At 63.6% G+C, this 12992-nt stretch carries 14 protein-coding genes; 11 read left to right on the forward strand and 3 right to left on the reverse strand.

The annotated features are described in order from the left end of the window. Positions 1-124: 124 nt before the first annotated feature. Together lptF and lptG are read left to right on the forward strand one after the other, a co-directional pair. On the forward strand, positions 125-1243 hold the full coding sequence (gene lptF, locus RLO07_RS15010) for an LPS export ABC transporter permease LptF (protein ID WP_462292953.1): 1119 nt from the start codon (positions 125-127) through the stop codon (positions 1241-1243). Beyond that, positions 1230-2291 (forward strand): LPS export ABC transporter permease LptG, encoded by a 1062-nt coding sequence (lptG, locus tag RLO07_RS15015; protein ID WP_462292954.1) that lies wholly within the window; start codon positions 1230-1232, stop codon positions 2289-2291. Before lptF ends, lptG begins: the two co-directional genes overlap by 14 nt. Here the strand turns inward: lptG and RLO07_RS15020 are convergent. Then, positions 2288-2782 (reverse strand): RDD family protein, encoded by a 495-nt coding sequence (locus RLO07_RS15020; RefSeq protein WP_462292955.1) that lies wholly within the window; start codon positions 2780-2782, stop codon positions 2288-2290. The two genes, lptG and RLO07_RS15020, sit on opposite strands and share 4 nt — an antisense overlap. A 143-nt stretch (positions 2783-2925) precedes the next feature. Between RLO07_RS15020 and RLO07_RS15025 the strand changes: the two genes are divergently transcribed. Both RLO07_RS15025 and RLO07_RS15030 read left to right on the forward strand, forming a co-directional pair. Next, positions 2926-3606 (forward strand): response regulator transcription factor, encoded by a 681-nt coding sequence (locus tag RLO07_RS15025; protein WP_462292956.1) that lies wholly within the window; start codon positions 2926-2928, stop codon positions 3604-3606. 5 nt (positions 3607-3611) lie between these two features. Next, the gene (locus RLO07_RS15030; protein WP_462292957.1) at positions 3612-4994 is read left to right on the forward strand and encodes a sensor histidine kinase; all 1383 of its coding nucleotides are present in this window, start codon (positions 3612-3614) and stop codon (positions 4992-4994) included. On the opposite strand, the gene RLO07_RS15035 is transcribed toward RLO07_RS15030, so the two are convergent. Beyond that, a complete protein-coding gene (locus RLO07_RS15035) occupies positions 4963-5679 on the reverse strand; it encodes a hypothetical protein (RefSeq protein WP_462292958.1) in 717 nt (238 codons plus the stop codon). The genes RLO07_RS15030 and RLO07_RS15035 overlap by 32 nt on opposite strands. Before the next feature lie 153 nt (positions 5680-5832). Between RLO07_RS15035 and RLO07_RS15040 the strand changes: the two genes are divergently transcribed. From RLO07_RS15040 to trhO, 3 genes are read left to right on the forward strand one after another with little or no spacing between them, the layout of a single operon-like run. Continuing rightward, entirely contained in the window at positions 5833-6879 is a 1047-nt protein-coding gene (locus RLO07_RS15040) for an AraC family transcriptional regulator (protein WP_462292959.1), read from the forward strand. A 59-nt stretch (positions 6880-6938) separates the two neighbouring features. Next, positions 6939-7271 (forward strand): BolA family protein, encoded by a 333-nt coding sequence (locus RLO07_RS15045; protein ID WP_462292960.1) that lies wholly within the window; start codon positions 6939-6941, stop codon positions 7269-7271. Continuing rightward, positions 7271-8221 carry an oxygen-dependent tRNA uridine(34) hydroxylase TrhO gene (gene trhO / locus RLO07_RS15050; RefSeq protein WP_462292961.1) on the forward strand — a complete coding sequence of 317 codons (951 nt, stop codon included), beginning with the start codon at positions 7271-7273 and terminating at the stop codon, positions 8219-8221. The genes RLO07_RS15045 and trhO overlap by 1 nt, the downstream gene beginning before the upstream one ends. Here the strand turns inward: trhO and RLO07_RS15055 are convergent. Continuing rightward, a complete protein-coding gene (locus RLO07_RS15055) occupies positions 8218-9012 on the reverse strand; it encodes a trypsin-like serine peptidase (protein ID WP_462292966.1) in 795 nt (264 codons plus the stop codon). The genes trhO and RLO07_RS15055 overlap by 4 nt on opposite strands. A gap of 95 nt (positions 9013-9107) precedes the next feature. On the opposite strand from RLO07_RS15055, the gene RLO07_RS15060 reads away from it, so the two are divergent. The 4 genes from RLO07_RS15060 (at position 9108) to RLO07_RS15075 (ending at position 12932) form a co-directional block, all read left to right on the forward strand. Next, entirely contained in the window at positions 9108-9971 is an 864-nt protein-coding gene (locus RLO07_RS15060; protein ID WP_462292962.1) for an SDR family NAD(P)-dependent oxidoreductase, read from the forward strand. A gap of 93 nt (positions 9972-10064) precedes the next feature. Then, positions 10065-11291, forward strand: coding sequence for an acyl-CoA dehydrogenase family protein (locus tag RLO07_RS15065; RefSeq protein WP_462292963.1), 1227 nt, complete (start codon positions 10065-10067; stop codon positions 11289-11291). A 23-nt stretch (positions 11292-11314) separates the two neighbouring features. Then, complete coding sequence (locus RLO07_RS15070) at positions 11315-12151, forward strand: alpha/beta fold hydrolase (protein WP_462292964.1); 837 nt, start codon at positions 11315-11317, stop codon at positions 12149-12151. Continuing rightward, complete coding sequence (locus RLO07_RS15075) at positions 12144-12932, forward strand: fumarylacetoacetate hydrolase family protein (RefSeq protein WP_462292965.1); 789 nt, start codon at positions 12144-12146, stop codon at positions 12930-12932. The genes RLO07_RS15070 and RLO07_RS15075 overlap by 8 nt, the downstream gene beginning before the upstream one ends. Positions 12933-12992: the final 60 nt, after the last annotated feature.

Here is a 12992-nt window from a genome sequence, read left to right on the forward strand (position 1 = left end):
CAGGTATCCCTGTCAGTTTTCGTGGGCGGGTGTCAGGGCGCTAGTGTATGATGATGGGCGATGAAACTGAACAGCTGGTGTTGCTCTTCTCCGGGCGATCGCTGGCGCTTTAACCCGGGCTCGCATGAAAATCCTGGCATACCTCACACGCGATGTTCTGCTGCATACGGTAGCCGTCAGCTTCACGCTGCTGGTTATCATCTTCAGCGGTCGCTTCGTCAAATACCTGGCCGAGGCCGCCGTTGGCAACCTGGCTGGTGACATATTGCTGCCGGTCATGTTCTACCGGCTCCCGGGCTTTCTTGAGCTGATTCTGCCTCTGGGGCTGTTTATCGGCATTCTGATGGCCTATGGGCGGCTCTATGTCGAGAGCGAGATGGTGGTCCTGTCAGCCTGTGGCGTGAGTCCTTCCCGGCTGGCCGCCTATACCCTGGTGCCGGCGCTGTTGATCATGGTTGTGGTGACCGGGCTGAGCCTGCTGGTGACGCCGATGGGTGCTGCCCGCTCTTCCGCACTGCTGGATGACCCGGAAAAGTCCCAGGGGCTGCAGACCCTGGCCTCCGGCCGGTTCCAGACCCGCAGCGGCAGCAACCTGGTCAGCTATGCAGAAACCATTGCGCCCGACACCGGTCTCATGCGCGGCGTATTTCTGTCGCAGCAATCGCCTCCCGGCGAGAGTCGCCCGCAACTGACGGTGACGGTGGCAGCTGAGGGCGAGATTGTCCTTGATACCCGTACCGGGGCCCGTTATCTGGAGCTCCGTGATGGCTATCGTTACCAGGGCCTGCCCGGGCATCGCGATTACCAGGTGATACAGTTTGCAACCTTCGGCGAGCGAATTCCGGAGCCGGAGGGCAGCATTCGCAGCGTACCCCGGGTGGATGGCCGGTCCACGGCATCGCTGTTGAAATCAGAAGCGCCGGAAGACATCGCCGCCCTGCACTGGCGCCTGTCCCTGCCCGTTACCGTGCCGATCGTCGCGATTATTGCCCTCTGCCTCAGCCGTACCGACCATCGGCGCGGACGCTACATCAAGATGGCACCTGCTTTCGCGCTCTACCTGGTATATCTGGTGCTGTTGACCAATGCCAGGGCGGCGATGGAGGCTGGCGCGGGTCTGCTGGTGCTCTGGCGCGTGCACTTGTTGTACCTGGGGCTGGCCCTGTGGTTGCTTTACGGCGACAGTCTCCGGCGCCGGGTGTGGCAGCGCCGTCGCCGGGAGGTCACCCATGCGGCTGCTTGATCGCTACATTGGGCGCTCCGTATTCGCAGCCATGATGATGGTGCTGTTGGTGATCGTTGGCGTCGATGTGGTGTCGGCCTTTATCGACGAGTCCGGTGATGTCAGCGCCAGCTACGGTTTTGTCGAGATCGCGCTCTATATCGCCCTGACCATTCCCGGTCGTCTGTATGAGTACATGCCTTTTGCGGCCCTGATCGGCTGTCTCGTCGGCCTCGGTCAGCTGGCCAGTGCCAGTGAGTTGATTATCATGCGCAGTGCCGGCGTCTCCGTTGCCAGGCTGGTGGTGATCGTAATGAAGTCTGCACTGCTGGTGGCACTGGCGGGTTTCCTGCTGGGGGAATATGTGGCGCCCCCGGCAGAGCAGTTGGCCCAGAGCCGGCGGGCCATGGCGCAGAACCCCGGCGAAGGGGTGGCGGGCCGTTACGGCATCTGGAACCGGGAGGGGAACTCTTTCCTGCACTTCAATGCCATGGAGAGCGAGCGAGTGGTCCACGGTGTCACTCTGCTGCAGTTCGATGACCGGCGCCGCATGCAGTCTGCACTGCGTGCCCAGCGCGCTGTCCATGCCGGCGATCACTGGCAGCTGGAGCAGGCAGTAAAAACCGATTTCAGCAGCTGGGAAACCACCCAGACACGGCACGAGAGCCTGCGCTGGGATACCGGTATTACACCGCAGTTGCTGGTCATGGAGGTGGTGGCGCCAGAGCGACTGCCGCTGACGGATCTCTATCGCTACAGTCGCTATCTGCAGCAGCAGGGCCTGGATGCAGACGACTTCGAGCTCGCCCTCTGGCGCAAACTGCTGCAGCCGGTATCAATCGCTGGCCTGGTGCTGGTGGCGATCGCCTTTATTTTCGGGCCGCTGCGGGACGGGACCATGGGCTTGCGCATTTTTATCGGCGTCCTGGTAGGCGTGGTTTTCCAGATCAGCCAGGACCTGTTGGGGCCGGCCAGCCTGGTGTTCGGGTTTTCACCGCTGTATGCCGCCCTGGCCCCCATCCTGCTGTGTATGGCCGCGGGCTTCGTGCTGCTGGCGAGAACCCGTTAGCCCGATTGGTCGCCACCCTTGGGTGGTTTCGGCAGCAGCACCAGATGGGTGCCGCTCAGGTGGTCGTGCCAATAGCGCTTGCGCTTGTCTACCAGGCACCACCAGTAGCCCAGGCCCGCCGGGGCCAGGGATACCAGCGCGGCCAGGCAACGCAGCACGCAGCGGCCCGTGCCGGGGCTCTCCCCACTGGCGTCGTCTACCAGTTTTACTCGCCATGCCTGCATGCCCAGGGTCTGGCCGCTCTTGCGCCAGAACGCGGCGAAAAAGACGATGACACAGGCAAGGCTGAGCGCCTGCACCAGCTGGGGGTGCATCTGGTAGTAGTCACCGTCAGTGCCGGCGTTCAGCAGCCACATTTCCACTGCGGTGGCGGCGGCGATGGTCACGCCGATAAACGGGATCACCAGCAACGTATCGTAGAGCATGGCCGCGAGTCGCCGCAGCAGCGGGGGAGGGGCCAGAGTGGCGGAGTCCTGCATCGAAGTTCCCATGGTCTGGTTCAGGCAGTGAGCGGCAGTGCCGACAGCGTACCCGGAAGCCTGGTGCCCGGGGTGCGTATTACCGGATTGTAAATTGTCCCGGGGACTCCGCCAGTGCTAAATTGCCTGGGCATGATAATAACGGGTTGCGCGAGATGAAAGTGCTGTTGGTGGAAGACGATCGTGCCGTCGCGGACTTTATTGTCTCCGAGTTGGCGCAGGCGGGGCATGAATGCACGCATTGCGCGGATGGCGACAGCGGTCTCGATGCTGCCCGCGCGGACTATCATGATGTGCTGGTGGTGGACAGGATGCTGCCCAGACTCGATGGCCTGGCGCTGCTGCGTACCCTGCGACAGGAGGGTGATGACACGCCGGTGTTGATCCTGAGTGCGCTGGGGGACGTGGATGATCGGGTCCAGGGGCTGCACTGCGGCGCCGATGACTACCTGGTCAAGCCCTTTGCCATGGCCGAGCTGCTGGCGCGCCTGGAGATCCTTTGTCGTCGCAGCAGCCAGGCCGGCGGCGAGGTGCCGACCCGCCTCCAGGTCGCCGACCTCGAGATGGACCTGCTGAGCCAGGAAGTGCGGCGGCGGGGCGAACTGCTGACGCTGCAGCCCCGCGAGTACAAGCTGCTCGAATATCTCATGCGCAATGCAGGCCAGGTGGTGACCAGGGCCATGTTGCTGGAGCATGTCTGGGGCTACCATTTCGATCCCCAGACCAATGTCATCGATGTGCATGTATCGCGGTTGCGGCAAAAGATCGATCGTGATTTTTCCCCGCCGCTGCTGGCGACGGTGCGTGGCGCCGGCTACTGCCTGAGCGGCGGCTGACCCCCATGCGCATCCTGGATGTCCTGAACAGCCTCACGTTTCGCTACATCGTCAAGTACGTCACCGTACTCAGTGCCACGGTATTCCTGCTGCTGGCTGTGCTCTACGTCTATTTCAGCTACGACTACTTCACCGAGTTGCGCTCCTCGATCCTCGATGAACTGGAGGCGCTGCAGCTGGTATACAACGGCCAGGGGCTGGCAGGGGTGGAACAGTACCTTGCGGATCAACGCAACCTGCCCACCATAGGGCGCTACAGCTACCTGATTGTTGACGCGGAAGGCAACAGGGTGGCAGGCGATCTCGCCCAGACCCCGCGCTACCGCGAATTTTCCGGCGGCTGGCTGGGGTTCCAGATTGCGCTCCTCAACTGGGGCGAAACCGTTGACGTGGATTTCCTTGCTCGCCGTGAGCCGCTGGGCGACGGCTATGCAGCCCTGGTGGCGCGCAACTACGCCGACGCGGTGGCCAGCGGTGGCCTGGTCTTCGTGACCCTGTTCCGGGCGATGATCGCGACCCTGCTGTTGGGCATTGCCGGTGGATTCTTCAGCGCCGCGACCACACTGCATCGCTTTGAGCGCCTGAATACGGAACTGTCGGGCATTGTTCGCGGCAACCTCTCTAAGCGTCTTTCGGTCGAGGGCAAGAAGGGCTACCCGCGCGAGCTGGCCCGGGCCATGAACCAGATGCTGGACCAGATAGGCTCACTGATGCAGGGGGTGAAGCTGGTCTCGGACAATATCGCCCACGACCTGCGCACCCCGCTGACACGCATCCGCAACCAGCTCAGCCAGCTGCGCCAGCGGCTCGACCCTGCCGGCCAGGACGAAGTTGACCGGATCATCGAGGAATGTGACAACCTGCTGTCCTCGTTCAATGCCCTGTTGCGGATCTCGGCCCTGGAGTCTGGCAGTCGCGCGCCGGTACAGGCCCGGGTGGCCCTCTCGGGGCTGCTGGAGGACCTGGCGGAATTGTATGAGCCGGTGGCCAATGACAAGCAGGTCGACCTGCGCCTGGCGCTGGCGGATGGAGTGGAGTGCGCTGGCGACAGCGACCTCCTGTTCCAGATGTGTGCCAATCTTCTGGACAACGCCATCAAGTACACTGCAGCCGGTGGCAGCATTGAGGTGGCGCTGGCGGCGAGCCGCGGTAACGTAGAGATTGTGGTCGCTGATTCAGGGCCGGGTATCGACCCGACGGAGCACAGGAATGTGTTCCGCCGCTTCTATCGGGTCGAGTCCAGTCGCAGCGAACAGCCGGGCCATGGTCTGGGCCTGAGCCTGGTGCAGGCCATCGTCCACTACCATCACGGCACCATCGCTCTGGAAGATAACGAACCCGGTCTGCGTGTGGTGGTCAATCTCCCCGAGAGGATTCCTCAAGACTGAGACCGCTGGTGTCCGGCGCTGTCGCGGTATCCCGCTTGCGATACTGCTCCTCCAGGACATCAGCACCTGCTGCTGCAAGTTCCAGGTGCGAGAGGTCGATTGCGGGGGTCGGCGCCGGCGGTGGGGCGCAGTCGCTGAAATCGCCCCCCTCTGGCTCCAGCGCAAGGCTGGCGCTGATGTTTACTGCGACCGGTGCCGGTCCGGCCAGGCCGGGAATGTCCTCGCCCGCCTCTCCCAGGGTCAGATGGCTGGTATCGGGCGCTGGCGGTGCCGGCGGTGCAGGTTCTGCAAGGCGCTCGCCGACCGCGGCGACATCCAGGGTGGGGGCGTGGACCGTGGGTGCAGCAGTTGCTGCCCGCTCTTCGGGAGCAAGTACCTCCGTGCCTGCCGGTGCCAGTGCGAGGCCGGATTGCGGCGCCGCAGTGGCTGCTGCGGCAGCTGCGGTCTCTGCCGCATTGCAGGGCCGCAGCTCGGCCCTGGCGCCCGCTTTCTCCAGCGCCTGCTGGTACTTGCGGGCTGTTGCTTCATCCGCATCGCGTTTCAGGATCTGGGGTTTGCCGCTGAACAGTTTCTCCAGGGTCGCCTCGTCGGCCTTGAACAGGCGGCCGAGGTTGGCGCGTACCGTGGCCGCATCGCAACCCTCAAGCAGTTGCCCCGCAAACAGCACATCGAAGCGTGCAGCCATGTTCTTGTCCTCCGCTCTTGTCCCTGCGGCTCAGTATAGGTGCTGGCGGCGGCCCTACCAAGCGCCCGGGCAGCGCGGCCTCCGCGGCCCGGCCTGCGCGGCGCGATCTGTTAACATGTGCGACTTCTGCTTGCACTGAGGTAGCCCCGGTCAATGTCTGAACAACTGCCCACCCGCTTCGTGCGGACTCTCGTGCGCATGGTGGAGGAGCGCGGTCACGACCCGGGGGCGGTGCTGGCCGCGGCAGGACTGGACTTCGATCCCCGGGACGAGACTGCGGGCGGCTACCGCGACCAGGTCAGTGCCATGGAGTACTCCCGGGTCTACCAGCAGGTCTTGCGTCTGCTGCAGGATGCCACCTTCGGCGTCACCCGCAACGATCTGGCGGCGCCCGGCGCCTTTCGGATGATGTGCTACTGCATCATTTCCTGCCGCAACCTGGGTCATGCGATCCAGCGGGCGGCGGAGTTCTACCGGACATTTTTCGACGAGCAGAGCCAGCTGTATGCCAATTTCAGCGACGATACCGCCCGCGTCGGTTATCTGCACCGGAGCGGGCCGGAGCAGCCAGCGGTGGCGGCGGCAGAGGTCTACGGGCTGTCTCTCTGGCACCGTTTTTTTGGCTGGCTGTGCGGTCGGCCGCTGCCGCTGCAGCGGGTCGATTTCCAGGGCAGTGAAGCTGCCAGTGCAGACAAGTACCGGGATCTGTTCCAGGCGCCGCTGTACTTCGATCAGCCGCGAGACCTGCTGTACTTCGATGCGTCCTGCCTGGCCTGGCCGGTGGTGCATACCGAGCATTCACTGGACGAGTTCCTGCGCACGGCGCCCTATCAATTGCTGTTGATGGACGCGCGGTCCGCCAAGGATCGCTTGTCGGCGCAGGTGCGCGCCATGCTGGGGCACGATTTCCGGCAGGGGGTCCCGGGGTTTGAGACCATCAGCCAGGCGCTGAACATGTCGGCGCCGACCCTGCGCCGTAAACTCAGGCGCGAGGGCACGACCTTTCAGGCACTGAAGGACGAGGCCCGTTCCGAGGCCGCCTGTCTGGCCCTGGACCGCCCGGAGCTGTCGATACAGGAGGTGGCGCTGCAGCTGGGTTTCACTGATCCCAGTGCCTTCCATCGCGCCTTTCGCAAATGGTCCGGACAGACGCCGGGGCAGTACCGGGCCGGGCGCAGGCGGCGGCGTCTGGAGACCTGAGCAGCGGTACCCCGACTGCCAGCTCTCGGGTATAATTTACAACCCTTGACGGAGGCCCTATGTCAGTCCAGCAACAGATCACCGAGCAACTTGCCGCAGCTCTGGCGCCCATGCATCTGGAAGTGGCCAATGAAAGCCATATGCACAGTGTGCCGCCGGATTCAGAGACCCACTTCCGGGTGGTGATCGTGAGCGAGGTCTTTGACGGCCAACGCCAGGTGGCGCGGCACCAGAAGATCTACGGCCTGCTTGCGGCACAATTGCAGGGCCCCGTGCACGCGCTCGCCTTGCATACCTATTCGCCGGGAGAGTGGCAGGCTCGTGACGCGGCTGCGCCGGCATCGCCCGACTGCCTGGGCGGCAGCAAGGCAGACGCGGGAGGGGCCAGCTGATGAGCGGGTTCGTGGTTGCGGCGCTGTACCGCTTCGTCACTCTCGACGACTATCGCGAGCTGCGCGAGCCCCTGTTGGACGAGTGCCTGGCCGCCGGGGTCAGGGGCACCCTGTTACTGGCGGCCGAGGGCATCAACGGCACCATTGCCGGCACCCGCGAGGGCATCGACCGGGTGCTCGCCTGGCTGCGCAACGACCCTCGCCTGGCCGCTCTGGAACACAAGGAGTCGGTCGACGACGAGATGCCTTTCTACCGCATGAAGGTGAAACTGAAGCGGGAAATCGTCACCCTGGGTGTCGCCGGTATCGACCCCAATCGCGTGGTTGGCACTTATGTCGCGCCGCGGGACTGGAACGCCCTGGTCAATGATCCCGAGGTGGTGCTGATCGATACCCGCAACCGTTATGAATATGATATCGGCACTTTCCGCGGGGCGATCGATCCGGCGACCACGTCCTTCCGCGAATTTCCGCGCTACGTTCGCGAGAACCTGGACCCGGCCCGGCACAAGAAGGTGGCCATGTTTTGCACCGGCGGTATCCGCTGCGAAAAAGCCTCAGCCTACATGCTGCAGGAGGGCTTTGAAGAGGTCTATCACCTGCAGGGAGGCATTCTCAAGTATCTGGAAGAAGTGCCTGAAGAAGAGAGCACCTGGGAAGGTGAATGCTTTGTCTTCGACAACCGGGTCGCGGTCAATCATCGCCTGGAAAAAGGTCGCTACGACCAGTGCCACGGGTGCCGCCACCCCATTACTGCACAGGACAAGGCCTCGGACCGCTACCAGCAGGGAGTGTGCTGCCCGCACTGTTACGACAGCCTGACCGAAGACCAGAAGGCCCGGTTTGCCGAGCGCCAGAAGCAGATCGAGCTGGCGGCACAGCGGGGCGAACAACACGTCGGCGCGCCGCCGCCCGCGCGCCAGTTGCGTGCCGGCAGCGGCGGGGCCTAGCGCGGCGCCGGTTGCGCGGCGGCAGTGACTGCTGCTGCAAGTTCCGGCGGCAGCGCCTGGCGGAACACCGAAACCGGCACATAGCGGCTGTAATCCACGCTGTTGCCCTCGGAAATCACACCGCTGAGCAGCGGGGTGCCGGCCTCGGTGAGCTGGACCACCGCGCCCCCCGAGGCGCCCTTGTAGGCGCGGCAGTCACTGTCGCCGCTGCGACTGTCAGCCGCCGTGATGCGGCATGCCGGATCGTAGCTGAGCTCCTTGCCGGAGGACCCGGTGCCCGCATCCCTTGAATAGCCCGCCATCACCACCGGCAAGGTCGGGTCGGCCTGCTGTGGATGCAGCTGCAGCGCAGGTACCTCTGCAATCGCGACCGGCTGCCGCAGTCGCAGCACGGCCCAGTCCGCTGCCATGCTGCCGCCATCGGCGTAGCGCACCGCTTCTATGTCGCGGGGCGCCTGGCTGGCCGGCAGCAGGGTAAAGGTGATCCGCTGGCTCAGGTCCCGGTAGAACTCCAGACAGTGCCAGGCCGAGACGATTACCCTGGCATGGCTGGCACCGGGTGCCGCAACCAGTGTGGCGCTGCAGCGCTCGGTGTGGTGCCGCGCATAGCCATTCTCCAGCCTCATGCTGGGTACCGTGAGCTGGCCAATGGCACGCAACCAGTCCGGCGATGTCTGCGAGTAGCGCAGTCGGGAGTCTTCGCTCGCCGCGGCAGTGGTGACCAGCAACAACGACAGCAGTGCCTGGGGCAGATGGTAGTGCAGGGCAATTTCTCCAGGGTGGCCTAACATTTTGGTCAATGGCTTCCGGCGCGGACTTGGCGCCCGCCATCGTGGCCAGTAGCATGGTCGGACATGGCAGCCAAAGTAGCAAGCGGGAGAGCCGGATGGGGCAGGGCAGGGATTGTATCGCCGTAGTGACCGGCGCCAGCCGGGGTGCCGGCAAGGGCATCGCCAAGGGGCTCGCGGCCGCGGGTGCGACGGTTTATATCACCGGGCGCAGCTGGCAAGCGGGTGAGGCTGCGCTGCCCGGGTCCCTCACCGAGACGGCGGAGGAGATTGCCGCAGCGGGCGGCGTGGCGGTTCCGGTGCGCTGCGACCACAGCCGTGACGGCGAGGTGGAGGCGCTGTTTGCCCAGGTACGCCAGGATCACGGCCGGCTTGATATCCTGGTCAACAATGCCACCAGCCTGCATGACGCGCTCACTGCCACCGGGCCATTCTGGGAGAAGCCCCTGGACCTGACCACGATCTGGGATGTGGGGATGCGCTCCCACTATACGGCCAGCTGGTACGCGGCGCCGCTGCTGCTGGCCAACGGCGAGGGGCTGGTGGTGAATACATCGTCTTTCGGCGGCCGCATCTACATGCACGGCCCCGCCTACGGTGCCGGCAAGGCCGCGGTCGACAAGATGGCGCACGACATGGCGGTCGATTTCCGGCCCCACAACGTCGCGGTCATCTCGCTGTGGATGGGCCTGCTGCTCACCGAGCGTACCCGGCAGGTGTTCGATGCAGAGCCCGACAAATATGCGGACCTGATCGCCACTGCGGAGCACCCCGAGTTCAGTGGCAGGGTAATTGCGGCCCTGTGGGCGGACCCCGGCCGCATGGCACACACTGGCACCGTCTGTATCGGCGCCGAGCTCGGCGAGGCCTACGGTGTTACCGATATCACCGGTAACCAACCGCCCTCGCACCGTGCTTTCTTCGGCCCGCCCACCACTTTTGGCGACGCCGTGGTCGAATAGTCCCATACCTCATATGGAGGATGATTCTCCACACCCGACGACGTTTAATGGCGTCGCTGAGAGAACAGCAATAACAGTTAGCAGGAGTGTTTCATGGCGGCGCAGCAGGCAATGCAATCCACAACAGGCGGTGATTCCCACAGTCTTGGTTCCCCGCGGGCAGAAGAGTTGCTGGCCGCGGCCCGGGCCATGGGTCCCGCGCTGCGAGAGCGCGCTGCGCAGTGTCGGGCCGAGAGAAAGGTACCGGCGGAGACCATTGCCGACTTCCAGGCGGCCGGTTTTTTCAAGGTGCTGCAGCCCGAGCAGTGGAGTGGCTACGCCATGGACCCCCAGGTGTTCTACACGCTCGGTCTGGAGGTGGCCAAACACTGCACTTCCAGTGCCTGGGTGCTCGGTGTGGTCGCGGTGCACAACTGGCAGCTGGCCCTGTTTGCTGATCAGGCGGCGAAGGATGTCTGGGGTGATGATCCCACCGTGCTGATTTCCTCTTCCTACGCCCCGGTCGGCAAAGTGACACCGGTGGAAGGCGGTTTCCGCCTGAGCGGCCGCTGGAGCTTCTCCTCGGGCTCTGAGCACTGTGAGTGGGCGTTTCTGGGTGCCGTGGTGCCCACGGCGGAGGCGCCCTTCGACATGGCCAACTACCGCACTTTCCTGGTGCCGATCAGTGACTATGAGATCGTCGACAACTGGGACGTGGTGGGGCTGCAGGGTACTGGCAGTCACGACATCGTGGTGGAAGATGCTTTCGTGCCCGAGCACCGCACCCACAGGGTCATGGATGCGTTCTACTGTGAAAACCCCGGCAACAAGGTCAATGACGCCCCGCTCTTCAAGCTGCCCTTCATGCAGGTGTTCGTGCGCGCTGTCTGTAATGCGACCTTGGGGTGCCTGGAGGGCTCCCTGGAAGACTACATAGAGGTGGCCCAAACACGACGGGTGGGGCCGACTCTCATGAAGGACGATCCAGTGGCACGTCGCCTGGCGGCGGAAGTAAAAACCTCCATCGAAGAAATGCGACGCACCATGATCAGCAACTTTGATGCGATGATGGCGCTGGCGCAAGCCGGCCAGCCGATTCCGGTGGAAGACCGGGTTCGTTACCGCTATGATTCGGCGGTAGTGGCCGATCGATGCTTGGAGCTGTCCGGCAAAATGCTCAAGGCGGCCGGCTCGGGCGCTATCCGGCTTGGCAGTCCGCTGCTCAACCGGCACCTGGATATTCTGGCCAGCCAGGCCCATGTCGCCAACCATTCGCTGCCCTTTGCCGCCAACATGGGTGGTGTATTGTTCGGCGCGGAAAATACCGACATGGCGATTTGACGAAATTGAAACAGGAGACTCCCATGGCAATGAAAGGCCTGCTGCCGGAAGGCAAATACGCCGATTGCGCCAACGGCTACCGGATTCACTACCTGGATGAGGGCGCGGGTGGCGAGGTCGTGGTATTCCTGCACGGCTCCGGCCCGGGTGCCAGCGGCTACAGTAACTTCAAGGGCAACTATCCCGTGCTGGTGGACGCCGGCTACCGCTGCATCGTTCCCGACCATGTCGGCTACGGCTTTTCCGACAAGCCCGATGATGTCGACCACACCCTGGATTTTTTTGTCCAGTGCATCAAGCAGACCCTGGACGAAGCCGGTATCAGCCGCTGCAGCCTGGTCGGCAATTCCCTGGGCGGGGTGGTGGCGATAGGCCTGGCACTGGCGCATCCGGAGCTGGTGGAAAAACTCATCCTGATGGCCCCCGGCGGTCTCAGCGAGATGCACGAATACCAGCAGATGCCCGGCATGCAGAAGATGTTCCAGGTGTTTGGTGCGGGCGAGCCCGTCACCCACGAGGTGATGAAGGACCTGTTTGCCACCGGTCTCATGTACGATCCGCGCCACGCCACCGACGAGTTGGTCAGCGAGCGACTGCAAATCATGGGGCTCATGAACGGGCATGTGATGGCCAGCATGAAGATCCCCGTGCTTGTCGATCGCCTGCACGAACTGGAGTGCCCGGTCCTCGGTTTCTGGGGCATCAACGAACGCATGATGCCCGAGAGCGGTATCATGGCGCTGGCGAAAAACGTCAGGCACCTGCAGCTGATCCTCATGTCCGAGTGTGGCCACTGGGTCATGGTCGAGCACCGTGACCTGTTCAACCGCCAGTGCCTGGATTTCCTGCAACATGGATAAGCAGCAGATCGCCCGATTCGGGGACGAGCTCTACCAGGCTCTGCGCGAATTGCGCATCGTGGCGCCGCTGACCGAGCGCGCGCCCGACATCAGCATCAGTGATGCCTACCACATCAGCCTGCAGATGCTGCAGCAGCGCCTGGAGCGTGACGGCGAGCGGGTGGTGGGCAAGAAGATCGGCGTCACCAGCAAGCCGGTGCAGGACATGCTGGGCGTGTTCCAGCCCGATTTCGGTTTCCTGACCAATGCCATGGATTACCCCGACGGGGCCGAGATCCCGATTGCTGGCCACCTCATCCAGCCCCGGGCGGAAGGCGAGATCGCCTTCCGCCTGAAAAAAGACCTGCAGGGCCCTGGGGTCACCGAACAGGACGTGCTCGATGCCACCGAAAGCATCATGCCCTGTTTCGAGATCGTCGATTCGCGAATCCGCAACTGGGAAATCAAGATCCAGGACACCATCGCTGACAACGCCTCCTGCGGTGTTTACGTTCTGGGCAGGAATGAGGTAGACCCGCGCGAATTTGATTTGCCCAGCCTGAAAATGACCATCTGGAAGAATGGCGAGTATCATTCAGAGGGCCTGGGCAGCGCCGTGCAGGGCAACCCGCTGACCGCAGTGGCCTGGCTGGCCAATACTCTGGGCGAGTTCGGCATTCCCTTCAAGGCCGGCGAAGTGATCCTCTCCGGCTCCCTGGCTCCGCTGATCCCGGTGGTGGCAGGCGACGAGATGCGCCTGGAAATCGACGGCATCGGCGGCTGCAGCTGCCGTTTTGTATAATTCCTGTAGCGGCAACCCATTCGAGATAACGGATATTCCATCATGAGCAAGAAAATCAGG

This window comes from Haliea sp. (assembly GCF_040221975.1).
Taxonomy (GTDB): domain Bacteria; phylum Pseudomonadota; class Gammaproteobacteria; order Pseudomonadales; family Halieaceae; genus Haliea.